Genomic DNA, 21,631 nt, shown 5'->3' with positions numbered 1-21,631 from the left:
GCTCTCGTTCAGCCGAGGACGCGGCGGGTTTGCCGGGCGGTGACGAGTAGCACCCCGTCGCTGTCCCAGATATCGGTGTCGTCGACCGACCAGCCGTCACCGGAACTGACGTTGGCGGCACGGACCAGGACAGGCGCCTCGCCTAGGTGGCCGAGATCGGCGTGCACCTGCATCGACAGGGCGACGGTCGGTACGGCGACAGGGGCGGTGAGCAGTGGAAACAATCCCGGCGGGAGCGCGTCGGCCAGGACGGCCGAACTCGGTGCGTCGAGCGGGAGCGCGGGGTCGAGTGCGATCCAGGCGCACATCATCGCCTCGTCCGCACCGCTGAGGGGCAACGGGCCCGCGGCGGGTCTGATGACGAAATGCGCGCCGACGGGGACGATCTGCGGGGGCAGCTGGAACAGCGCGCAGTCCGGTGCGGCCGCAACCGCGGGCGCGGGCCGGGCGCTGTGGGCGGGAATCGAGGTCGCTCCGGGCGCCCCGAGGATCACGGTGGCCGCCGCGACCGGCACGCCGCCCTGCTCTGCGACCACATCCAGCATCGTCGTGCTGCGCCCGACGATGTGTTCGGTGGCGCGCAGGGTGAACGCGCCGGTCGCCGGTCGGCCGAGGAACCGGACATCGGCGGCACGAACGGGGTAGTCGCGTGTGCTCGCCCGCTGCGCGACGTCGATCAGGAGCCCCGCGAGCGTGCCGCCGTGTGGGCCGGTCCAGCCGCGCCATGAATCGTCGACCACGGCATGCCAGTGTCCGGCGTCGGTGGCGGTGAGGGCGAAGCGCGCACCGAACCGCCCAGTGAGTTTCATCATGCAACTCACCGTAGATGGGTGAGTTCTTTCATGCAACCGACTAGGCTGGGGGAATGCGGCGCACCAGCTTCGAAGACATGAACTGCTCCCTGGCCCAGTGCCTGGAAGTGGTCGGGGAGTGGTGGACTTTGCTGATCGTGCGCGACGCACTCTTCGGCGTCACCCGCTTCGACGACTTCCGCGACCGCCTCGGCATCGCTCGCAACGTCCTCACCCAACGCCTCGAGGGCCTGGTCGAAAACGGGATCATGACAAGGGAGCCCTATCAGGACAACCCCGTCCGCTACGACTATCGCCTGACCGCCAAGGGTCGCTCGCTCTGGCAGGTGATCGCCGCGATGCGCCAGTGGGGCGACGAATGGGCCGCCCCGAACGGCCCCCCGGTGGAGGTCGTGCATCGCACCTGCGCCCACCTCACCGTCATCGAGCCCACCTGCTCACACTGCGGCGAGCGAGTCCATGGCCGCGACCTGGAACTGAGGGACGGGCCCGGCGCGGGCGACCGTTCTCCACTGCCCGAATCGCTACGCCAGTGAGGTCGCCGTCGCGGCACGGCTGAGCGCGTCGGTGGGAGCAGCGGCACGACGATTGCGAGGCCTGGGCCGAATATCGTTGCTATGACGTGCTTTCCGTCTGGTCAGCCGCGTAGTCCACGCAGGGCTGTCTCGACCACGCGATCGGCGAAGTCGGTGGTGAGGGTGCCGCTGCGCAGGAGCCAGCGGTCCATCAGTGGGCCCCAGATCATCGCGATGGCTACGTCGAGGTCGATGTCGGCGGCGATCTGCCCCGCGTTTCGCGCGGCGACGAGGCGGCGGCGTTTGAGGTCGTCGATCGGGCGCTGTAGCCGTTCGGTATAGGCGGCGGCCAAGGCGGCGTCGTGCATGATGGCGCTGGTCAGGCCGCGCAGGGGTAGGTCGAAGCGGGGGTCGGCGAGTTCGGCGACGGTGGCGCGCAGGACCAGTTTCAGGTCGGCTTCCAGGTCGCCGGTGTCGGGGAGGTCCGGCGCCGCGTCGTCGCCGGTCTCGCTGAGCATCAGAACGGCATCGAGCAGAACGGCGCCTTTGGACGGCCACCACCGGTAGATCGTCTGCTTGCCGACACCTGCCCTGGCGGCGATCGACTCGATGGTCAGCTTGTCGTAGCCGATCTCGCCCGCCAGTTCGAAGGCGGCCGACAGGATCGCGCGCCGAGACCCCTCGTTGCGCCGGGTCGCGTTGGCCGCGGGCCGGAGCGCGGGGTTCACCTGCTCACTCATGACGCCAGCCTAGCAACAGAAGAGACGAGACGTTGCGTCTTGACAAGCTGATGGGGCGATGGCATCCTCGGATCATCAGACGAGACGAAACGTCTTGTCTAGGTAAGGAGGGCCGCTATGACCACCGCCGGTACGACCACATCGCGCGTCTGGTTCATCACTGGAGCAAGCCGCGGTCTCGGCCGAGCCTTCGCCGAGGCCGCGCTGGCGGCGGGGGATCGGGTCGCCGCCGCCGCGCGCACCGGATCCGCACTCGAAGAACTCGCCGCCGCCCATCCGGGCCGGGTTCTGCCGCTACCACTCGACGTCACCGATCGCGGTGCGGTACACGAGGCCGTCGATGCCGCCGTCGCGCACTTCGGTCGCCTCGACATCGTGGTGAACAACGCAGGCACTCTCTCGATGGGCATGATCGAGGAATTCACCGAAACCGAGGCTCGTACGCAGCTGGAGGTCAACTTCTTCGGCGCGCTCTGGGTGAGCCAGGCGGCGCTCCCACACCTGCGTGCCCAGCGTGGCGGACACCTCGTGCAGGTCTCCAGCATCGGCGGACTCGCCGGGTTCCCGCTGTCGGGGATGTACGCCGCGAGCAAATTCGCACTGGAGGGCATGAGCGAAGCACTGGCGATGGAAGCCGCGGAATTCGGTGTGCGCGTGAGCATTCTGCAGCCGGGCGGGCACTGGACCGACCTGTATTCGGCGATGGCGAACACCACACCGATCGAGGCCTACGCCCCGCTGCGCGCTCAGCTGCAGGCGCAGTGGGCCGAAGGGTCGGTCGACAGCGAGCCGGCCCTCGCCGCCGAGGCGCTGCTCACGCTCGTCGACGCCGAGGAACCGCCGCTGCGCCTGCTGCTCGGAAACATGGTGTACGACTTGGCCTTCGACCTCGCGCGCGCCAAGATGGCCACCTGGTCGGCGTGGGAGCAGACCAGCCGAGCCGCGGAACGGGCAGTCCCCGCGCCGGGCTCGGCCTGATCGACACAGGCGCGAAGCGTTCCTCGCCTCCCTCGCGCACGGCCGGAGCGAAGGCGGAGGTACGCCTGACCGCTCAGGTGGTGACGGGAGTCCGTGCGGCGCGATCGATCAGGTACTCGACCAGGTGGGTCAGCACCGCCTTGGCCGAGGGCCGATCGCGCGCGTCGCACAGGATCACCGGTGTGTTCGGGTCCAGGTCCAGCGCGTCACGCACCTCGTCCACCGTGTAGCGCGGCGCACCGTCGAAGCAGTTCACCGCGATCAGGAACGGCAAGCCGCGCCGCTCGAAGAAGTCCACCGCCGCGAACGAATTGCTCAGCCGCCGGGTGTCGGCCAGCACGATCGCGCCGAGGGCGCCACGGCACAGCTCGTCCCACAGGAACCAGAAGCGGTCCTGTCCGGGCGTACCGAACAGGTACAGCACCAGATCCCGGTCGATGGTGATGCGCCCGAAGTCGAGCGCGACCGTGGTCGTGTGCTTCTGCTCCACCCCCGACAGGTCGTCGACGCCGGTGCTGACCTCGGTGATCAGCTCTTCGGTCCGCAGCGGCGCGATCTCGCTGATCGCGCCGACCATGGTGGTCTTGCCGACGCCGAAGCCGCCGGCGATGAGGATCTTGACCGAGGCGGCCATGTGCTGGTCGCCTGCGGACGCTGGGTCAAAGTTTTCGGATGCCATCCAGAACCGCTCGCAATATGTTGAGGTCACCGATACCGGCCTCGGCCGATACCGGAGCCCGGAAGATGAGGTGGCCCTCGGCGATGAGATCACCGACGAGGATCTTGGTCACCGCCAGAGGCAGTTTCAGCACGGCCGAGACCTCGGCCACCGACTGCGGACGCTTGCACAACTGTGTGATCGTCCTGTACTCGGGTTCTGGTTTACGCAAGGTGGGGGCGGGGTACACCGCTACCACCACCGTGAGCATATCCAGGTCGTGCGCCGCACCCATGGTGCGGCCGCGGGTCACCGCGTACGGCCGAACCAGAGGTCCGGCCGCGTCGTCGAACCACGGATCACCGAGTCGAGTCATAGTCGAAACTTTCTATAGCTGAGCATGCCCGTGCCGCGGCTCCGTGGACAGATAGCTGCCGACCCGCTGCACCGTGAGATTCATTTCGTAGGCGACCATGCCGAGATTGGCCGACTCGTTGGCTTGCAGTGCCAGGCAGGCGTTGTCACCGGCGGAGGTGACGAAGAGCACTGCTCGATCGAGCTCGATCACCGCCTGGCGCACGCCGCCGCCGTCGAACCGGCTGCCCGCGCTGCGCGCGAGACCGTAGAGGGTCGAGGACATGGCGGCGAAGTGTTCGGCGTCTTCACGCTTCATCTGCGAGGAGCGACCGAGCAGCAGTCCGTCGGTGGACAGCACGACCGCGTAGCGGACCCCTGCCAGCCGGTCGACGAGATCGTCGAGTAGCCAGTTGAGATCACCGGGGGAAGAGTTCACCTCAGCCTTCCTGTTCGTCCTGGTTCGGTGTGGTCTGTTGTTTGCGACCCTGGCGGGTGCCGTTCTCGATCGCGGACATGATGTCGCGCGCCTGTTCCGCGGAGCGGGGACGCTCGGGTGCGCGGGGCGGCTCGGCGGCGGGCTCGGCGAGCTCGGGCGCGAGGTTGGTCTGCCTGCTGCGGCGCGGCAGCGCGGGACGCTCGTCGGAGGCCGTGTCGTAGCGCGGGGTCTGCGCGGCGGGTGCCTCGGCGACCGGTGTCATCGGACGCGGGGTCGGTGGGTCGGCGACCAGGGTCGCGACGGGCGACGGCGCGGATTCGAGCGCGGCGACCGCACCCGATGATTCCTGCGTCGGCGCGGGCAGTCCACGGCGCAGCGGGCCGGTCATCGTCGGCGGCGTACCCGCGAGGTCGGCCTCGCCCGCCAGCAACTGCTGGGGGATCAGCACGATGGCGCGGATGCCGCCGTAGTCGGATTCGCTCAGCCGCACCGACACACCGTGCGCGACGGCCAGCCGGGCGACCACGAACAGGCCGAGGCGCGAATCCGCGGACAACGTGCCGACACCGAAGTCCGGCGGATCGGCCAGCATGGCGTTGTAGCGGACGAGGTCGTCGTCGCTCATGCCCATGCCCTGGTCGGTGATCTCGACGACCACGCCCTTGCCGACCACGTTGCCGCTCGCCTCGACCCGCGACTGCGGCGGGGAGAACGCGGTGGCGTTGTCGACGAGCTCGGCGAGCAGGTGCACGAGGTCGGCCACCACGGTGCCGACGACGCTGACCTCGGGCAGTTTGGTGACCCGCACGCGCGCGTAGTCGAGCGTTTCACCGATGGCGCTGCGCACCACATCCATCACCGGCACCGGCTGACGCCACTGCCGACCCGGACGACCGCCGCCGAGGATGATCAGGTTCTCGGCGTTGCGGCGCTCGCGGGTGGCCAGGTGGTCGAGCCGGAACAATGTCTCCAGCAACGCCGGATCCTCTTGGCGGCGTTCGGCTTCGTCGAGGATCTCCAGCTGGCGGTGCACCACGATCTGGCTACGGTGGGCGATGTTGAGGAACACCGCCCGCACACCCTCACGCGTGCGGGCCTCGTCGACCGCGGCGCCGATCGCGGACGCGGCGGCGTGCTCGAAGGCCTTGGCGACCTGACCGATCTCGTCCTGACCGAAGTCGAGGGACGGCGAGGTCTCCGCCGCATCGACCTCGTTGCCGTCGCGCAGCGCGCGCATGGTGGCGGGCAGCTTCTCGTCGGCGAGTTGCAGTGTGGCGGTACGCAGTCGGCGTAGGCGACGAATAATGCGATTGGCCAGGACCACCGAGACCAGGAAGACGAGCACACTGAGCGCGATGACGCCGCCGCCCGCGGCGGCCGCGGTCGCCTCCGAGCGCTGTGCGGAGTCCTTCGCCAGCGTCTGGATGAATGCGTTGTGACCGGTGAAGACATCGAGCAGTGCCCGGTTGACGCTCGCCGAGGCGCTCTGCCATTCGGCGGCCGACATCGGCAGCGCGGGCGGGGTGGCCGCCCTGGCGGTGCTCGTGGTGGCGGCTGGAGCGGAGAAGCGCGTGATGATCGCGTTGTCCATCTGTGTGAGCTGTTGCCACGGCGCCGAGGTGGTCAGCGCGATGATCGCGTTGCGCTCGTCCTCGGGCAGCTCCGGCGTGAGATTGGTGAGTTCGGTGCGGTAGAAGCCGCTCTGGCGGATGAATTCGTCGACCTTGACACCGAAGTCGCCGTCGGAGGTGACCAGCGCCGACCCGAGCGCGCTGCCGCGGGACATGGCCTCGATGATGTTGAGCAGGCGCAGGCTCTCACCCACACCGGACGACACGGTCGCGTCGGGGGCGGCGAGTATGGCGATCTTGGTGCCCTGGATGAACTTGTCGACCACCAGGTTGAAGAACATGTAGGCGTCGGGCGCGGGCAGCATCCCCGCGTCCGCGCCGCCGCGCATGGCCTTGAGGTGCTGCTTGAATACTTCGAACTCGCTCTGATCGTCGCCGATATCGGCGCCGTCGACGGCCTGCATCTGCTGCGCGATCTGATTGAGCTTCACGAACGCGGCGTCCGTGCGCGTGCGCGCGGCGGGCAGCGCGAGGGTGGTGGTCAGGTCGCCGGCGACCAGCGACAGCGTGAGGTGACGCTCGGACTGGATCGCCTCGACCATCTCGTGGGTGTAGGGGCCCGCCTGTTGGAGTTCGGTGGCCCACGCTTTGGCTGTGTTGCTCTCGTCGACCAGATAGCCTGCGGTTCCGACCCCGACCACCACCAGGGTCAAACTCGGGATGAGAGCAATCGCCAGAATCCGGGTGCGCACACCGAGTCTCGCTAAGAACATCGCCACAACGTAACGGAATCGTTGCACTTTTGTCGTGCCTGTCTCGCTGAGCGAGACGCGATTTGGTTTGCGCGGGAACGCATTTGCTATAGGGGCATGGACTGGAAAGCGGCGAGCTCACCCCGCCGGCTGAGCCGCGATGGCCCAGTCGGCGGGGGCTCGCCGCGACCTGGCAACGCCGGGAAAGATGCTGCCAGGTCAGGTTTCGGGGTGCCGTTAGAGCGTGCGGTCGGCTCCGGTTCGCGGTGGCGGCTCGGCCGCCAGCGCCGCGTTCTCCGCCTCGGTCAGCAGCCTGGCGCGCAAGACGAATCGCATGCCCTGGCCGGCCTCGAGTGAATCCTCGGCGGCCTCACCACGCGTCACATCGACGGTGAGGTGAGTATCTTTCCAGCACTCGAACTGTGCCGCGCTGATCCAGAATTCGGTGTGCCAGGCGAGCCGCCCGAGCAAAATGTCGGCCTTCTCGATCGGGAACTGCTTGGTCGACAGGCACACCGGTGTGGCGTCGTCGTCGCCGCCCTCACCCGCCTGACGGAACAGCACCGGACCGTTGTCCTCGATGAGGCGGCGGAGCAGGGTCTGGGCGCGCTCGGTGATCTCCACACGGTGGATTCGATTCTGCATCAGAACATCCCGAGTTTGGTCGTCGAATAACTGACCAGCAGATTCTTGGTCTGCTGGTAGTGCCCGAGCATCATCGCGTGGTTCTCCCGGCCGAACCCCGACTTCTTGTAGCCGCCGAACGCGGCGTGGGCGGGGTAGGCGTGGTAGCAGTTGGTCCAGACCCGGCCCGCCTTGATGCCGCGGCCGAGTCGGTGGGCGCTGTTCAGGTCGCGGGTCCACACGCCCGCACCGAGACCGTAGAGGGTGTCGTTGGCGATGCGGATCGCTTCGTCGACGGTATCGAAGCGGGTGACCGCCACAACCGGGCCGAAGATCTCCTCGCGGAAGATCCGCATCGTATTGTCACCGGAGAAAACCGTGGGTTCGATGTAATACCCACCCGGCAGACCGTCGACCTTGCGTGCTTCCCCTCCAGTGAGCACGCGGGCGCCTTCGGCTCTGCCGATGTCGAAATAGGACAGAATCTTCTCGTACTGGTCGTTGCCGGCCTGTGCGCCGATCATCGTCTCGGTATCGAGCGGATGACCGGACACGATGGCCTCGGTGCGGGCGATGGCTCGGGCGAGGAATTCGTCATAGATCGACGAATGGATCAGCGCTCGCGACGGGCACGTGCACACCTCGCCCTGGTTCAGGGCGAACATGACGAATCCCTCGACGGCCTTGTCGAGGTAGTCGTCGTCGGCGGCCAGCACATCGGGCAGGAAGATGTTGGGGCTCTTGCCGCCGAGTTCGAGAGTGACCGGAATGATGTTCTCGCTGGCGTAGCGCATGATCAGCCGACCGGTGGTGGTCTCGCCGGTGAAGGCGATCTTGGCCACCCGTGGGCTTTGCGCCAGTGGTTTTCCCGCTTCGACGCCGAAACCGTTGACCACGTTGAGAACTCCGTCGGGCAGTAGATCCGCGATGAGTTCGACGACGAGCAGCAACGACGCCGGGGTCTGTTCGGCCGGTTTGACGACCACGCAGTTGCCCGCCGCCAGCGCGGGCGCGAGCTTCCAGGCGGCCATCAGGATCGGGAAGTTCCACGGAATGATCTGCCCGACCACGCCGAGCGGTTCGTGGAAGTGATAGGCGACCGTGTCGGGGTCGATCTGGGACAGCGATCCCTCCTGGGCGCGAAGCACACCCGCGAAATAACGGAAGTGGTCGATGGCCAGCGGAAGGTCGGCCGCCAGGGTTTCGCGGACCGGTTTGCCGTTGTCCCAGGTCTCGGCCACGGCCAGCGGTTCGAGACTGTTCTCGATCCGGTCGGCGATCTTGAGCAGGATGTCGGCCCGCTCGGCGACCGGCGTCGCGGCCCAGCGTTCGGTGGCACGGTGTGCGGCCTCGAGCGCCATGTCGATGTCGGCGGAGGTGGAACGGGCTACCGCGCAGAAGATCTCACCGTCGACCGGTGAGGTGTTGTCGAAATAACGGCCTTCGACAGGAGGTGACCAGTCACCTCCGATGAAGTTGTCGTATCGGGCGGCATAGCTGACTATGCCGGTATCCGATCCGGGTTTGCCGTAGATCATTCGCCTCGCTCCTCGCGACCTCTGCGTGGTGCCCCACACTATGGTCGGCGAAGGTTGGTACGAGGTTGGTGACGGTATCTGCGCAGGTCAGCCCTGGCGTGCGGTGAAAAGTCGGGCTGTTACGACAGCGCGGCGGACATCATCGCGGGGCAGCAGTCGCAGGGCGTGCTCGTGCACGGCGACATCGCCGGGGCAGCGCTGCCCGAACGCGACCGCGTGCTCGGCCCGGTCGCTGCCGAGTACGGCATTGCGGATGCCGACGTCGAGGTGAGCGCGCCACTGGTCGACACCGGGCAGATCCGAACCCGGCAGCAGCGGTCCGCGATACAGCCACAGTGCCGAGGTGAGGTCGCCGCCCTCGATGGCGGCCAGCAGGTCCACCGCGTCACAGGACACCGCGCCGGTGAGCATGTAGCGCCGGTTGGTGATCTCGCCGCGGGTGGCGCGGCGCAGATGCGACACATCGGCTTTGAGCGTGTTCAGCGAGACCGCCCGGTCACCGTAGACCGCGGCGTGCAATTGCTCGGGGGTGTAGCCGTCGGGCTCGAGCGCCAGCAGCGCGAGGATCTCGAGTTGGCGGGGCGGCAGCGGCACCGGCCTGCCGTCACGGAGAAGCCTTGCGGCGCCGAGGCATTCGAGTCGAACGCCGGGTGCGGGGGTGGGTGCTTCGGCGCGCAACATGGTCTCCACGGCGGTGACCAGCGCGCGTACCGAGGTCATCGCCATCGGATGCGAGCGCTCCCAGGTCGAGGACAGATCGAGCACACCCACCGTGCGGCCGTCGGGTCCGTGGATCGGTGCGGAGTAGCAGACCCAGCCGTGCAGGGCGGCGACGAGATGCTCGGCGGAGAACACGGTGACGGGCCGGTCGTCGTGCAGGGCCAGCGATACCCCGTTGGTGCCCATATGACTTTCGTCCCAGACCCCGCCTGGCGCGAAGTTCACCGCTTCGCCCTGGCGGCGCAGCGCGCGATCGCCCGCGGTCCACAGGATGGTGCCCGATTCGTCACTGACGACGGCGAGATAGCCCGATTCCTCGGCCATTCCGCGCAGCTGACCGGCGAGTTCGGTGACGGGCCTGCGCAGCGGGGAGCCCGACCAGCGGTCGCTGATGTCGTTGAATCCGGGCGCGACCGCGGTGGCGGGGTCGACCGTGTGCAGGGAGCGCTGCCAGGATTTGGCGACGTCGTTGCGCACAGCCCCGGTATCGCGGGGCAGGGTCAGGGGGCGTGAGGGTGCGGCGAGGCGGGTCCACTGCTTCTCCAGCTCGACCCGGTAGTCCGAGAGTTGCTCGGGCCGGTGCCCTCCGGCGATCGGGTCGCTGTGGGCACCTGGTGCCCTTCCCCGTTCCTCGCCCACGTTCACTCCCTGCTCGTCGGTGACGCACCGTTCCATCGACGAGAACGGGTGTGGCGCTTACTGTCTATCAGCTGTGCCACCGCCATGGGAACCTTTGCGGCGACGACTGCTGTTCACCGGTCGCCGGGCTGTCGCGTCACCTTGACGCCGAGGACTACTTGTTCAGGAAGATCCCGGCGATATCGGCGTTCTTGATCGGGGTGTCGACATTGCGCTGGGTCGCGCACAGCAGGTCGACCTGCATGATCATCGAGTCGACCACGGTGCCCGCCGGCTCGTTGTCGTTGCCGGTCTGCTCCTTGATGGCCTTGGTGATGGTGATCCGCTTGGTGTTCGCGTCCTGGTTGACGTAGTCGCGACAGCTCGTCTCACCGCCCTGGTTGAGGATCCGCTCGACCTCGGTGCATCCGGTGGCCAGTGCCGCCAGCACCGCGACGCCCACCGCGAGCGCGCCGGTTCGGGTGTTGGCAGCCATGTGTCCTCCAGGAATGGTTCGCTGCGCGCGATCGCGCGTCGACGACAGCTTAGGCGGTGGTGTTCAGGCGCGGTGGATTCGCAGGGGAACCCGCAGCTCGGCGGCGGTGAGTGAGCCGTGGTGACCGACCATCATCGATTGCATCGGTTCAGCGCCCGACCGCACGACACCACCGTCGCCGCGGGCGAGCACGACCAGATCACCGATGCGTGCCGCGGCGTCGCGGGTGACGACGGGGCCGAACCAGCCCGCGTCGATCGCCTCGCCGCGGGTGCGCACCAGGAATTCGCTGCCGAGCACGCCGCGCCAGGTGTCGGCGACCGCGGCGGGGCCGTCGGTGTAGACGTGGCGGGCGCGTGGTTCGCCGCCGAGCGCGGCGACGTTGTCCGCCAGGTGCGGGTGGGTGTCGAAGTCGACGCGCTCACGGAGTTCGACCATGCCGTGATCGGCGGTGACCACCAGTGCCGAGCGAGCGGGCAGCCGGGCCGCGATCTCGGCGGCGATCCGGTCGACATTGGCGAGCTCGAACCGCCAGGCCCGGCTGGCGGGCCCGCGGGCGTGGCCGGTGGTGTCGAGTTCCGAATGATAGGTGTAGACCAGGGTTTTCGGCGCACAGGTCAGCGCGGTGAGAACACCGTCGACGAGGTCGCCCACCGAATAGGCGGTGCGGAATCCGCCGCCGCGCCAACCGGCCAGGGTCAGGCCGGACCCGTCCTGATAACTCGGTGCTACCTGCACGGCGGTGATGCCCGCGTCGGTGGCGCGCTCGAAGACGGTGCGGTTCGGCTGAATCCGATCGGGTGGGAAGGTGGCGCGCGCGTCGAGCTTCGGGCCCTCGCCGATGAGTTGCCAGCGCAACGAATTGAACAGGCGCTCCTCACCGGGCAGCCGCATGCTGTAGCCGACGATGCCGTGCTCGCCCGAGGGCAGTCCGGTGCCGAGGGTGGTCAGACTCGTCGCCGTGGTGCTCGGGAACCCGGCATCGAGGCTCGCGTCGGGCAGGCTCGTCAAGAACGGCGCGGACGTGGCTTCGGCGGCCAAAGCGTGCGCGCCGAGTCCGTCGACGAGCAGCACGCAGACCCGGTCGACCTCGAGCTCGAGGCCGAGCCGGTCGGTGTCGCCCGCGACGCCGAGGCAGGCGAGTACCGAGGGCAGGAGATCGGAGAGTGCGGCAGTGCCGTAACGCGGGGTCAGCAGAAGATCGTCGCTCACGCCTGTCCTGTTTCGAATCGGCTGATCAGCCCGTCGCGCAGGACGAACCGCCAGGTGGTACGCATCGAACCCCACCGGCTGTTGGTGTAGTCGGCGGTGAGCGCGAGGCCGTCGTCGGAGTCGACGGTGTCCACGACCAGATGTCCGTTGCTGCGGAAGATCTCGGCTTCGGTCCACTGGGCGAGATTGCGTTCGACACCATCATCGGACATTGTCGCGTCCTCGGTGAGCACTCCGTAGAACTGGTCGGTGTCCTGCGCGTTGAGGGCGTCGACGAACGCCTCGACCACGGGATCGAGTTTCGCGGTGTCGGACATCGGGCCTCCTGCTCGTAACGGGATACGCGACGACAAAGACGGTGTACCCACTCTAGGCGAGCGCGGACTCCCGATCGTCGGATATCGGCGGCGCGTCAGGTGGTGGCCGGACCCGGCGTGATCAGCGCGGTGAAGGTCCGCATGATCGTGTCGACGAGTTCGGGCGTGTGGGTACCCATCTGTTCACTGCGCATCTCGAGATGGCCGTCGAGCCACAGCGATGCCAGCCCATGGCCCAGTCCCCACCAGGCGAGGGCGAGGACTTCCGCGCGATCGGCGGGCAGCGCGCCGGCCGCGACACAGTCCGCCACTGTCTGAACCAGGACCTCGAAGGCGGCATCACCGGCGGCGTGGGCATCGGGGTGCTTTTCCGGTTGGGACAGTTCGGGTCGGAACATCAGCCGGAACTGGGCGGGGTGTTCGCGGGAGAACCGCACGTAGGCCTCGCCGAGCTCGGCGAGAGTCGCCAGTGGGTCGGTTGTTGTCTCCCTGGCCGCGGTCATATAGGCCGCGAGCTGCTGGAATCCGTCGGTCGACAGTGCCGAGAGCAGCGCGGCACGGTCGGCGAAATGATGATAGGGCGCGCCGCTGCTGACTCCGGCCTCCCTGGCCACCCGGCGCAAACTCACCGCGGCCAAGCCTTCGCTCTCGATCAGGCGCAGGCAGGCGTCCATCAGCGTGGCGCGCAGGTCGCCGTGGTGGTAACTGGTGCGCTTCACCCTCCGAGCGTATGCCAGGCCTCGGCCAGAATTGGCACTGGACAGGAAATCTATGCAGTGTTTAGATTAATTGAGCACCGCTTAGATGCATGCTCCACCGAATCGACGGAATGGATGACCACCATGACCACTCGGGTACTCGTCACCGGCGCGACGGGCTTCGTCGCCGGCCACTGCATCGCCGAACTCCTCGAGCACGGCTACGCCGTCCGCGCCACCGTGCGCGACCTCGCCGCGCACACCAAGCGCGCCCACCTGACCGAACTAGCCCGCCGCACCGGCGGCGACCTGGAATTCGTCGCCGCCTCCCTCGACGACGACACGGGCTGGGCCGCGGCGGTCACCGGCTGCGACACCGTGCTGCACGTCGCGTCGCCGTTCCCCGCCACCCCGCCCGAGGACGAGCGCGATCTCATCGAGCCCGCGGTGCAGGGCACCCTGCGCGTGCTGCGCGCCGCCGCGGCCGCCGGCGTGCGCCGCGTAGTGCTGACGTCCTCGGTTGCCGCCGTCGCCTACGGCCACGACGTCGATGAGGTGCGCTCCGAAGCCGACTGGTCGGTTCTCGACCGCATCCCCGCGTATCAGAAGAGCAAGACCCTCGCCGAGCGCGCGGCCTGGGATTTCATCGAATCACTGCCCACCACAACGGATCTCGAACTGGTGGCGGTCAATCCCGGCATGATCCTCGGCCCGCTGCTCGAAGCCAGGACCAGCACCTCCCACGAGCCGATCCGCCGCCTGTTGGCCCGCGATGTCCCCGGCTCGGTGAAGACCGGCTGGACCCCCGTGGACGTGCGCGACCTCGCCGTCGCGCACCGGCTGGCGATGGAAGTCCCCGAGGCCGCGGGCAATCGATACATCTGCGCGACCGATCCGATCTGGATGGGCGAGCTGGCCCGCGTGCTGGCCCGCGACTACGCCGCCGAGGGCTTCCGCGTCCCCACCCGGGTCCTGCCGAACTGGCTGGTCCGCCTCGTCGCCGTCTTCGACAAAGGCGTGCGCCTGACCGTGCCGGTCCTCGGCCGCACCGAGCACGTCAGCGCCGACAAGGCGCGCCGCGAACTGGGCTGGACCATGCGCCCGATCGAGGACACGATTCGCGACACCGCCGACAGCCTGATCGCCTTCGGCATCGTCACCGCCCCCGGACGGCCCGCGACGTCATCGCGTGCTGCTGTCGGAACACGTTGAGCGGGAACGGAACACAATGTTGATCACCGCGTTCGTCCTCACTCTGCTCGGCGTGGTCCGCCGAAAACTGCGCGGTCGCGCGGACACCGATACCGCGCGGCGTTCGATCCTCGGGAGCCGGTGCGAGCGGGCAGGTGCCGCCGTGCGGCGCGGCGCGGCGCGGTTGGTTCGCGAACCGGCCCCGGCGTTGTCGGCGGCGGTCGCCGTTCTCGGGCTCGTCATCGTCGGTACGCATCTGGCCTGTTCGGGTCAGGTCTGAGATCAACGCCATTCTTGGCGTTGCAGATCCAGGATCACCGGACGCATCAGCGTGGAGACGTCGGGGTCGACGGCCCGGCGGTCGGGCGGAAAGACGGTGGCCGCGGTGAGAGTGGGTTCGTCCAGGGAACGCAGGGGGCTGGGGCTGCGCAGGGTCGGAGTCGGCGGTGGACCGGCCGAGGCCAGCACGAAGCCCCAGTCGCCGAAGCTCGGGACATCCACGTGATACGGGGTGGTGCGCAGACCGGCGGAGCGGACAGTGGCGTCGATGGTCCAGAAGGAGCGCGGGGCGAAGAACGGCGAACCCGATTGGACGACCATGCGGGCGCCGGGGGCCAGCACGTTGGCGGTCATCGCGTAGAACTCCTGCGAGTACAGCTTGGCCACCGAAGTCTGGTCGGGGTCGGGCAAGTCGACGATCACCGCGTCGAAAAGACCAGGAGCACTGCGCAACCAGGTGAACGCGTCGGCGTTGACCACGGTGACTCGCCGATCGTCGAAGGCATGGCGATTGAGCTCGGTGAGCCGGTCGTCGGTGCGGGCCAGCTCGATCATCGCCGGGTCGAGTTCGACCAGGGTCACCGCGGCGATGTCGGGGTAGCGCAGGATCTCGCGCAGTGCGAGACCGTCACCGCCGCCCAGCACCAGCACCGAACGGTGCGTGCCCGCCAGTACCGGGTGCACCAGCGCCTCGTGATATCGGTATTCGTCGACCGAGGAGAACTGGAGTCCGCCGTTGAGATAGAGCCGGGTGTCGGTGGTGGCGAACGGGGAGAACGATTCGGTGAGCACGATCTGCTGGTAGGGCGTACGCGTCTGCCACACGATCGGGTGGGCGAACAGGGCCTGCTGCGCGGTCGCCTCGAAACGGTCGGCGTAGAGGTAACTGCCGGTCAGCCCGCAGGCCACCGTCAGGGTGGCGGCGATCAGGGTGTGGCGGGCGCCGCGCGTCATCTTGTCGCGAAAGAAGAAGAACGCCAACGCGAGTCCGGCGACCGCGTTCACGACCCCGACCACCAGGCTGCCGCGGATCTGCCCGAACACCGGCAGCAGCAGGAACGGAAACGCCAGGCCACCCAACAGCGCACCCACGTAGTCGGCCGCGAACAGGTCGGCGACGGCGGTACTGGCCTCCTGCTCGCGGATGTCCTGGAGCAACTCCATCAGCAACGGGATCTCCGCGCCGACGAGCATCCCGATCACGGCCGCGGCCAAGATCAGCGTGCCGGTATAGATATTGAGCCACGCGTAGCTGGCGTACAGCGCGGCGACCGAGAGCCCGCCGACGACGGCCAATGCCAGTTCCACCGCCACAAAGGCCGCAGCGGCACGCGGCCGGAGCGGTTTCGCCAGCAGCGCGCCGACACCCATCGCACAGACCATCACACTCAACGTGATCGACGCCTGCGCGGCAGTGTCTCCGATCAGGTAGCTGCCCAGGGTGACCAACGACAGCTCGTACACCAAACCGCATGCCGCACAGACGAACACGGTCGCCAGCAACGCCGCCCTGGCCAGGCGGTGCCGGGGCATCAGGTCAGGCCCGCGGCCACCACCAGCGCGACCGCGACATGCGCCGACGCTGTGACCCACACCGCCGGATGCGGTTCGGCGTCGGCGACGACGGCCCGGAAATCACCGGGGGTGAGCGCGTCGAGCAGCACGAAAGCCACCGCCATCGCGGCCAGCCCGATCACCCCGTAGATCGCGCTGGACAGTAGCGCCTCGGCGATCTGGCCTTCCGAGGTCCAGATGGCCACGGCCACGATGATCCCGACCCCGAACAGGTTCGAGGCGAGCAAAATCGAGGCATTGCGGTTGCGTTCGATCCAGATCTGGGCGCGCAGGTCGCCCGGGGTGAGCAGGTCGACGACGCCGAAACCGACGGCCATCAACACGATTCCCACCGAGGAATAGGCGAGCGCGGCGCCCGCGTCCGCCGCCAGGTCAGCGAGCATGAGTGTCCTCCTGTGCCGTGCGGGCGAGATGCCCGAATGAACTACTTGCCGCCGTTGTCGCTGCCGCCGCCGCGGTAGTCGCCCGCCGCGGAGCCGCTGGTCCAGCCGTAACCGCTGATGTGGGTGTGGTGGCGGCGGGTGCCGTTGGCGTAGTTGTCGACGAGTATCAGGGAGCCGCCGGCATGCGGTGACACCGCGACGAGATCGTGGTCGAAGCGCAGATAGTGGTTGTCGCCGGTGTTGCGCTTGCCGCGTGGGTCGGTGGCTTTCGCTATCGTGGCGGCCACCGCGGCCGGTGCGGCGGTGGCGAGGAACGCCAGGCCGTTGTTCGCCTGATCGAGCTGTTGCGCTCGCTGGTACTTCTCCGCGACGAATTCACGCGGATCCTCGTCGCGAGTGACCACCACGACCACGACCACCGTTACGACGACCGCGACCACCGCGACCAGGCTCGCGATAATCCACCTGGTGCGATTCATCGAGGCGACCCCCCGAACCCGGTGCGCCGCCGGACTGTCCGTGATGCGTTGATGACTGACCCTCCCCATCGAAAAATCCTGCCGGACTGTATCACCCGGGTGTGCGGACATCCCGCATCGATTCGGACAATGCGGACTGTCGGAGTGCCCGCGACCTGTGATCAGGCATACGGGCGAGTCGGATCCGTCAGACGCCCTCGCGGAGGTGGTTATCCGCTCTCACCCGGTGACCGGATCGGGCTGCGGCGGGCGGCTGCCCCGCGGTGACAGGTCAGCGAGGCCGGCGCCATCGCAGGGTGTAGCGCCACATCAGGCGGCGGCGGATCTCGGCGCCGGGGAGGTGTTCGGCGGCGGCGGAACGGATTTCGGTGAGGGTCTCGCGCGGGTCGGCCAGTGTCACATCGGGGCCGCCGAACGAGCGGCGCCGCCACCGATCGAGGCCCCAGATGGCGGGAAGCAGGGGGAGGTAGTGGAAGTCGCTGACCGGGTGCATCTTCCAGAGACCGACGACCGCGAGGGTGCCGCCGGGCGCGACCAGGTGACGCAGGGCGGTGATGCCGTCCCGCACCGGGACGTGGTGCAGGGTGGCGACGGCGGTGACCACGTCGAAGGTTTGGTCCAGGTCGCGGAAGTCGGCGTGTTCGAGATGGACGTTGGGTGCGGCGGGTGCGTTGGCGATGACCCGGTCGTCGATGTCGACCCCGAGCACCGCGTCGCACCGGGTCGCTAACTTGCGGGCGAGTAGGCCGTCGCCGCAGCCGATATCCAATGCCGTGCGGGCGGTGGCGGGCACCTGATCGAGTACCCAGGGGTGGTACTGCGTGTTGTGGTTCCAGTAGGGGTCGGTCGGCATGACCGGTCAACGTGCCGGGTCGCGGATGGGTTCCGGAACCGGGCTGCGTCACAAGCTTTTTCGAGGGCTATTACCCGAGCGCGTGATCGGCCAGCCAGTCGGCGAACAGCGTGAGGTCCGCGAGCACCACATCGGCACCCGCCGTCCGCAATCCGTCGGCGTCGTAGGGTCCGGTCGTGACGCCGACGGCGACCACGCCCGCTGCCTTGGCGCCGCGCATGTCGCCCGCGTGGTCGCCGACGAAGACCCGGGCAGATTCCTCCCGCAAGACGTCGGCCTTCCCGGTCGCCCACAGGTCACCGGCGAGCCGATCGACCCGCCAGCCGAGATGGTCCAGGTGCAGGCGCGCGTGCGGCTCGAATTTACCGGTGACGACCAACGTTCGCCCGCCGCCCGATCGTACGGCGGCCAAGGCGTCGTCGGCGCCGGGGAGCGCGCCGATGTGGCCGATGACGTCCGGGTACAGCTCACGGTAGCGGGTGACCAGGTGCGGGATCAGATCATCGGGCGCGCCCGCGTCGCCGAGCAGCGTGGCCAGGGGCGGGCCGAGCTGCTCGGCGAAGTGCGAGCCGTCGATCGGGAGATCGAACTCGCGCGCGAGGGCGTCGATCGCCAGGGTGACGCCCGGACGTGAGTCGATGAGCGTCATGTCCAGATCGAAGCCGACGGTGAGAGTCACGGTGGTGAGCCTATCGACGAGGGTCGCGCGGCCGGTCGCTCGCTGCCCGGACGGCCCCGAACCGCGCTGATTCACGTGGAACCCCGGTTGCACTCGATGCCGAAAACAGTTGGGGGAGTGTGGTGCGGCCAAGCGCGCTGCGCGTCATGGCATTTCGGGCAAACCGCCCTGCGAGCGGAGAGTCGGCCGGTCACACCCACTCGAAAGCCGGTGGGCCGCCGTGTCGTCCGGCACGCGGCAGCAAGGGCAACGGTGCAGTGGGTGCCGATCGGCACGGCGGACTCGCGGTAGGACGCGAGCCCGCCGCGCTCGTGTCATCAGCTACTGGCGGCAGCGGTGAACGGTGCGATGGTGGGGACCGACACCGGCCGCGAAGGGTGGGCCCACACGCCCTTGCGTTCCAGGATCGGCAGTACGCCCTCGCCGAACCAGTACGCCTCCTCCAGGTGCGGATACCCGGACAGGATGAAATGGTCGATCCCGATCGCGGCGTATTCGAGGAGGCGATCGGCCACCTCGGCGTGCGACCCGACCAGCGCCGTGCCCGCGCCGCCGCGCACCAGGCCGACACCCGCCCACAGATTCGGGGCGATCTCGAGCCCGTCGGTGCGCCCGTTGTGCAGTCGCGCCATCCGGCGCTGCCCCTCGGAATCGCTCTTGGCCAGGTTCGCCTGCACCCGCTCGATCTCACCGGGTGAGATGCCGTCGAGCAGCCGTTCGGCCTCGGTCCACGCCTCGGCGGCGGTGTCGCGGCTGATCACGTGGATGCGCAGGCCGAAGTCCACGGTGCGGCCCTCGATCGCGGCCAGCCCGCGGATCCAGTCCAGCTTCTTCGCGACCGCGTCCACCGGCTCGCCCCAGGTGAGATAGGTGTCGGCGTAGCGGGCCGCGATCGGTCCGGCCGGACCCGACGAGCCGCCGAAGAACACCGGCGGAATCGGATCGGGACGCGCGCCCAGGATCGCGTCCTGCACCCGCAGGTGCTCGCCGGTGAAGCTGAACGGCTCGGTCGCCGACCACAGCTCGCGCACGATGTGCAGGAACTCGCCGGTGCGCGCGTAGCGCTGGGTCTTGTCCAGGAAGTCGCCGTAGGCCTCCTGCTCGCGCTGCTCGCCACCGGTCACCACATTGAGCAGCAGACGCCCGGCGGAATGGCGCTGGAAGGTCGCCGCCATCTGGGCGGCGAGGGTGGGGCTGATCAGGCCGGGACGCAGCGCGACCAGGAACTTCAGGGTCTCACTGGTCTGCACGAGCATGGCGGTGGTGAGCCACGCGTCCTCGCACCAGGCGCCGGTCGGCGTCAGCACACCTTCGAAGCCGTTGTCCTCGGCGGCGGCGGTGAGCTGGTTGAGGTAGCGCAGCGTCGCGGGACGATCGCCGGACATGAAACTGCCGTGTCCGCCCGCCATCAGGCCGCGCGAGTCGCCGTAGGTGGGCAGGAACCAGTGAAACGACAGTCGGTGATCGGTCATCCCTCGATGCTGGCCGGTGCGCCCGCCCTCGTCACGGATTCCGATCACCGTGCGCGCAACCCCCGACACGCCGAGGCGCGGCCATGCCGAACTAGACGTAACTAGGCGAAACACGTAACCTCGTGGCACGCTCGGGCGACGGTGCTCGAGTCGGCGATCCTACGAAACGAGTTCCCCCATGACGCGGCATGTCGACGTACTGATCATCGGCGCTGGACTGTCCGGAATCGGCACGGCCTGTCACCTGACCCGCGAGCAGACCGGACGCACCTACGCGATCCTCGAGCGCCGCGAGAACATCGGTGGCACCTGGGACCTGTTCAAGTACCCCGGCATCCGCTCGGACTCCGACATGCTCACCTTCGGCTTCGGCTTCCGCCCCTGGATCGGCACCAAGGTGCTCGCCGACGGCGCCGCCATCCGCGACTACGTCGAGGACACCGCCAAGGAATACGGCGTCACCGACCACATCACCTTCGGCCGCAAGGTCGTCACCGCCGATTTCGATCGTGGCACCGCCCGATGGACCGTGCGGGCCGTGGTCGAGGCGACCGGCGAGACCGAGACCTGGACCGCGAACTTCGTCGTCGGCGCCAGCGGCTACTACGATTACGACAAGGGCTACCAGCCCGATTTCCCCGGTCAGGAGGACTTCGGGGGCCAGATCGTGCACCCGCAGCACTGGCCGGAAGACCTCGACTACGCGGGCAAGAAGGTCGCCGTCATCGGTTCCGGCGCCACCGCGATCACCCTGATCCCGTCGATGGCCGACACCGCCGCGCACGTCACCATGCTGCAGCGTTCGCCCACCTGGATCCAGGCGCTGCCCTCCGACGACCCGGTCGCGATCGGCTTCAAGAAGTCGCGAGTGCCCGACGCTGTCGCCTACAGGATCGGCCGCGCCCGCAACATCGCGCTGCAACGCGCCAGTTTCCAGCTCTCGCGCACCAACCCCGCGCTGGCCAAGAAGCTGATGCTGGCGCAGGTGCGCCTGCAGCTGGGCAAGAAGGTGGACCTGCGCCACTTCACGCCCAGCTACAACCCGTGGGATCAGCGCCTGTGCGTGGTGCCCAACGGTGACCTGTTCAAGGTGCTCAAGAGCGGCAAGGCCGACATCGTCACCGACCGCATCGCGAAGTTCACCGAGAAGGGCATCCTGACCGAGTCGGGTCAGGAGCTCGAGGCCGACATCATCGTCACCGCCACCGGCCTGAACGTGCAGATGCTCGGCGGCATCACCCTCACCATCGACGGCACACCGGTGAAGTTCAACGAGACGGTCGCCTACAAGAGCGTCCTGTACTCCGATATCCCGAACTTCCTGATGATCATCGGCTACACCAACGCGTCCTGGACGCTGAAGGCCGACCTCGCCGCCGCCTACCTGTGCCGCGTGCTCAACATCATGCGCGATCGTGGCTACACCACCTTCGAGGTGCACGCCAACCCCGAGGACATCGCCGACGAGTCGCTCATGGGTGGCGCCCTCACCTCGGGCTACATCCAGCGCGGCAACGACGCCATGCCCCGTCAGGGTGCGCGCGGCGCCTGGAAGCTGGTCAACAACTACTACCGGGACCGCACACTGATGCACAAGGCGCCGATCGAGGACGGCGTGCTGCGGTTCAGCAAGACCGTCACCACCGTGCAGCCGGGCGAGCGCAGCGTCGGCGCCTAG

Annotated in this window: 24 protein-coding genes; 5 read left to right on the top strand and 19 right to left on the bottom strand. The window is 68.2% G+C overall.

The features are described 5' to 3' along the window. Window positions 1-8: 8 nt before the first annotated feature. Window positions 9-812, bottom strand: a complete 804-nt coding sequence (locus NA12_RS20335; protein WP_067453440.1) for an acyl-CoA thioesterase — start codon at window positions 810-812, stop codon at window positions 9-11. A gap of 53 nt (window positions 813-865) precedes the next feature. Here NA12_RS20335 and NA12_RS20330 point away from each other — a divergent pair, with 53 nt between their 5' ends. Continuing rightward, entirely contained in the window at window positions 866-1,348 is a 483-nt protein-coding gene (locus NA12_RS20330) for a winged helix-turn-helix transcriptional regulator (protein ID WP_067453439.1), read from the top strand. A 101-nt stretch (window positions 1,349-1,449) separates the two neighbouring features. Here NA12_RS20330 and NA12_RS20325 read toward each other — a convergent pair whose 3' ends face one another. After that, window positions 1,450-2,067: a TetR/AcrR family transcriptional regulator gene (locus NA12_RS20325; protein ID WP_067453436.1), complete on the bottom strand. Its 618-nt coding sequence runs from the start codon at window positions 2,065-2,067 to the stop codon at window positions 1,450-1,452. 117 nt (window positions 2,068-2,184) lie between these two features. Between NA12_RS20325 and NA12_RS20320 the strand changes: the two genes are divergently transcribed. Further along, the gene (locus NA12_RS20320; protein ID WP_067453434.1) at window positions 2,185-3,045 is read left to right on the top strand and encodes an SDR family NAD(P)-dependent oxidoreductase; all 861 of its coding nucleotides are present in this window, start codon (window positions 2,185-2,187) and stop codon (window positions 3,043-3,045) included. Window positions 3,046-3,118: 73 nt separating this feature from the next. On the opposite strand, the gene NA12_RS20315 is transcribed toward NA12_RS20320, so the two are convergent. The 11 genes from NA12_RS20315 to NA12_RS20265 form a co-directional block, all read right to left on the bottom strand. Further along, complete coding sequence (locus tag NA12_RS20315) at window positions 3,119-3,724, bottom strand: GTP-binding protein (RefSeq protein ID WP_067453431.1); 606 nt, start codon at window positions 3,722-3,724, stop codon at window positions 3,119-3,121. After that, window positions 3,705-4,079 (bottom strand): DUF742 domain-containing protein, encoded by a 375-nt coding sequence (locus NA12_RS20310; protein WP_067453428.1) that lies wholly within the window; start codon window positions 4,077-4,079, stop codon window positions 3,705-3,707. The genes NA12_RS20315 and NA12_RS20310 overlap by 20 nt, the downstream gene beginning before the upstream one ends. Before the next feature lie 12 nt (window positions 4,080-4,091). Continuing rightward, window positions 4,092-4,496, bottom strand: a complete 405-nt coding sequence (locus NA12_RS20305) for a roadblock/LC7 domain-containing protein (protein ID WP_067453425.1) — start codon at window positions 4,494-4,496, stop codon at window positions 4,092-4,094. A gap of 1 nt (window position 4,497) precedes the next feature. After that, window positions 4,498-6,840 carry a sensor histidine kinase gene (locus NA12_RS20300; RefSeq protein ID WP_067453834.1) on the bottom strand — a complete coding sequence of 781 codons (2,343 nt, stop codon included), beginning with the start codon at window positions 6,838-6,840 and terminating at the stop codon, window positions 4,498-4,500. Window positions 6,841-7,056: 216 nt separating this feature from the next. Then, window positions 7,057-7,464, bottom strand: coding sequence for a DUF779 domain-containing protein (locus NA12_RS20295; RefSeq protein WP_067453422.1), 408 nt, complete (start codon window positions 7,462-7,464; stop codon window positions 7,057-7,059). Continuing rightward, window positions 7,464-8,981 carry an acetaldehyde dehydrogenase ExaC gene (gene exaC / locus NA12_RS20290; protein WP_067453420.1) on the bottom strand — a complete coding sequence of 506 codons (1,518 nt, stop codon included), beginning with the start codon at window positions 8,979-8,981 and terminating at the stop codon, window positions 7,464-7,466. Before exaC ends, NA12_RS20295 begins: the two co-directional genes overlap by 1 nt. An 87-nt stretch (window positions 8,982-9,068) precedes the next feature. Continuing rightward, entirely contained in the window at window positions 9,069-10,340 is a 1,272-nt protein-coding gene (locus NA12_RS20285; RefSeq protein WP_243655004.1) for a transcriptional regulator, read from the bottom strand. A gap of 154 nt (window positions 10,341-10,494) precedes the next feature. Then, on the bottom strand, window positions 10,495-10,815 hold the full coding sequence (locus NA12_RS20280) for a hypothetical protein (protein WP_067453417.1): 321 nt from the start codon (window positions 10,813-10,815) through the stop codon (window positions 10,495-10,497). Window positions 10,816-10,878: 63 nt separating this feature from the next. Beyond that, window positions 10,879-12,027, bottom strand: a complete 1,149-nt coding sequence (locus NA12_RS20275) for an alkaline phosphatase family protein (RefSeq protein ID WP_174551112.1) — start codon at window positions 12,025-12,027, stop codon at window positions 10,879-10,881. Further along, window positions 12,024-12,344 (bottom strand): nuclear transport factor 2-like protein, encoded by a 321-nt coding sequence (locus NA12_RS20270; protein ID WP_067453414.1) that lies wholly within the window; start codon window positions 12,342-12,344, stop codon window positions 12,024-12,026. Before NA12_RS20270 ends, NA12_RS20275 begins: the two co-directional genes overlap by 4 nt. Before the next feature lie 95 nt (window positions 12,345-12,439). Then, complete coding sequence (locus NA12_RS20265) at window positions 12,440-13,063, bottom strand: TetR/AcrR family transcriptional regulator (protein WP_067453409.1); 624 nt, start codon at window positions 13,061-13,063, stop codon at window positions 12,440-12,442. A gap of 123 nt (window positions 13,064-13,186) precedes the next feature. Between NA12_RS20265 and NA12_RS20260 the strand changes: the two genes are divergently transcribed. Continuing rightward, window positions 13,187-14,254, top strand: a complete 1,068-nt coding sequence (locus tag NA12_RS20260) for an NAD-dependent epimerase/dehydratase family protein (protein WP_067453822.1) — start codon at window positions 13,187-13,189, stop codon at window positions 14,252-14,254. Window positions 14,255-14,270: 16 nt separating this feature from the next. Continuing rightward, the gene (locus NA12_RS20255; RefSeq protein ID WP_067453406.1) at window positions 14,271-14,513 is read left to right on the top strand and encodes a hypothetical protein; all 243 of its coding nucleotides are present in this window, start codon (window positions 14,271-14,273) and stop codon (window positions 14,511-14,513) included. A 2-nt stretch (window positions 14,514-14,515) separates the two neighbouring features. Here NA12_RS20255 and NA12_RS20250 read toward each other — a convergent pair whose 3' ends face one another. The 6 genes from NA12_RS20250 to NA12_RS20225 form a co-directional block, all read right to left on the bottom strand. After that, window positions 14,516-16,045 carry a polyamine aminopropyltransferase gene (locus tag NA12_RS20250; RefSeq protein ID WP_067453404.1) on the bottom strand — a complete coding sequence of 510 codons (1,530 nt, stop codon included), beginning with the start codon at window positions 16,043-16,045 and terminating at the stop codon, window positions 14,516-14,518. Beyond that, on the bottom strand, window positions 16,045-16,470 hold the full coding sequence (locus NA12_RS20245; RefSeq protein WP_067453401.1) for a DUF350 domain-containing protein: 426 nt from the start codon (window positions 16,468-16,470) through the stop codon (window positions 16,045-16,047). The genes NA12_RS20250 and NA12_RS20245 overlap by 1 nt, the downstream gene beginning before the upstream one ends. Window positions 16,471-16,511: 41 nt before the next feature. Continuing rightward, on the bottom strand, window positions 16,512-16,949 hold the full coding sequence (locus NA12_RS20240; protein WP_067453398.1) for a DUF4247 domain-containing protein: 438 nt from the start codon (window positions 16,947-16,949) through the stop codon (window positions 16,512-16,514). A 271-nt stretch (window positions 16,950-17,220) separates the two neighbouring features. Further along, window positions 17,221-17,802, bottom strand: a complete 582-nt coding sequence (locus NA12_RS20235; RefSeq protein WP_067453395.1) for a class I SAM-dependent methyltransferase — start codon at window positions 17,800-17,802, stop codon at window positions 17,221-17,223. Between the two features lie 70 nt (window positions 17,803-17,872). Then, the gene (locus NA12_RS20230) at window positions 17,873-18,481 is read right to left on the bottom strand and encodes an HAD family hydrolase (protein ID WP_174551111.1); all 609 of its coding nucleotides are present in this window, start codon (window positions 18,479-18,481) and stop codon (window positions 17,873-17,875) included. Window positions 18,482-18,798: 317 nt separating this feature from the next. Next, window positions 18,799-19,953, bottom strand: a complete 1,155-nt coding sequence (locus NA12_RS20225) for an LLM class flavin-dependent oxidoreductase (RefSeq protein ID WP_067453392.1) — start codon at window positions 19,951-19,953, stop codon at window positions 18,799-18,801. Between the two features lie 178 nt (window positions 19,954-20,131). Between NA12_RS20225 and NA12_RS20220 the strand changes: the two genes are divergently transcribed. Then, on the top strand, window positions 20,132-21,631 hold the full coding sequence (locus NA12_RS20220) for a flavin-containing monooxygenase (protein WP_067453389.1): 1,500 nt from the start codon (window positions 20,132-20,134) through the stop codon (window positions 21,629-21,631).

It is taken from the genome of Nocardia alba NBRC 108234, assembly GCF_001612665.1.
In the GTDB taxonomy this organism is placed as follows: Bacteria; Actinomycetota; Actinomycetes; order Mycobacteriales; family Mycobacteriaceae; genus Nocardia; species Nocardia alba.
Note: the sequence above shows the minus strand (reverse complement) of the source record. Positions and strands in the feature narration are given on the sequence as shown.

Excerpts from the sequence above, each read along its gene's own strand:
- NA12_RS20335 (WP_067453440.1), bottom strand. The coding sequence starts at position 812 with ATGATGAAACTCACTGGGCGGTTCGGTGCGCGCTTCGCCCTCACCGCC.
- NA12_RS20330 (WP_067453439.1), top strand. The coding sequence starts at position 866 with ATGCGGCGCACCAGCTTCGAAGACATGAACTGCTCCCTGGCCCAGTGC.
- NA12_RS20325 (WP_067453436.1), bottom strand. The coding sequence starts at position 2,067 with ATGAGTGAGCAGGTGAACCCCGCGCTCCGGCCCGCGGCCAACGCGACC.
- NA12_RS20320 (WP_067453434.1), top strand. The coding sequence starts at position 2,185 with ATGACCACCGCCGGTACGACCACATCGCGCGTCTGGTTCATCACTGGA.
- NA12_RS20315 (WP_067453431.1), bottom strand. The coding sequence starts at position 3,724 with ATGGCATCCGAAAACTTTGACCCAGCGTCCGCAGGCGACCAGCACATG.
- NA12_RS20310 (WP_067453428.1), bottom strand. The coding sequence starts at position 4,079 with ATGACTCGACTCGGTGATCCGTGGTTCGACGACGCGGCCGGACCTCTG.
- NA12_RS20300 (WP_067453834.1), bottom strand. The coding sequence starts at position 6,840 with ATGTTCTTAGCGAGACTCGGTGTGCGCACCCGGATTCTGGCGATTGCT.
- NA12_RS20295 (WP_067453422.1), bottom strand. The coding sequence starts at position 7,464 with ATGCAGAATCGAATCCACCGTGTGGAGATCACCGAGCGCGCCCAGACC.
- exaC (WP_067453420.1), bottom strand. The coding sequence starts at position 8,981 with ATGATCTACGGCAAACCCGGATCGGATACCGGCATAGTCAGCTATGCC.
- NA12_RS20280 (WP_067453417.1), bottom strand. The coding sequence starts at position 10,815 with ATGGCTGCCAACACCCGAACCGGCGCGCTCGCGGTGGGCGTCGCGGTG.
- NA12_RS20270 (WP_067453414.1), bottom strand. The coding sequence starts at position 12,344 with ATGTCCGACACCGCGAAACTCGATCCCGTGGTCGAGGCGTTCGTCGAC.
- NA12_RS20260 (WP_067453822.1), top strand. The coding sequence starts at position 13,187 with ATGACCACTCGGGTACTCGTCACCGGCGCGACGGGCTTCGTCGCCGGC.
- NA12_RS20255 (WP_067453406.1), top strand. The coding sequence starts at position 14,271 with ATGTTGATCACCGCGTTCGTCCTCACTCTGCTCGGCGTGGTCCGCCGA.
- NA12_RS20250 (WP_067453404.1), bottom strand. The coding sequence starts at position 16,045 with ATGCCCCGGCACCGCCTGGCCAGGGCGGCGTTGCTGGCGACCGTGTTC.
- NA12_RS20245 (WP_067453401.1), bottom strand. The coding sequence starts at position 16,470 with ATGCTCGCTGACCTGGCGGCGGACGCGGGCGCCGCGCTCGCCTATTCC.
- NA12_RS20240 (WP_067453398.1), bottom strand. The coding sequence starts at position 16,949 with ATGAATCGCACCAGGTGGATTATCGCGAGCCTGGTCGCGGTGGTCGCG.
- NA12_RS20235 (WP_067453395.1), bottom strand. The coding sequence starts at position 17,802 with ATGCCGACCGACCCCTACTGGAACCACAACACGCAGTACCACCCCTGG.
- NA12_RS20225 (WP_067453392.1), bottom strand. The coding sequence starts at position 19,953 with ATGACCGATCACCGACTGTCGTTTCACTGGTTCCTGCCCACCTACGGC.
- NA12_RS20220 (WP_067453389.1), top strand. The coding sequence starts at position 20,132 with ATGACGCGGCATGTCGACGTACTGATCATCGGCGCTGGACTGTCCGGA.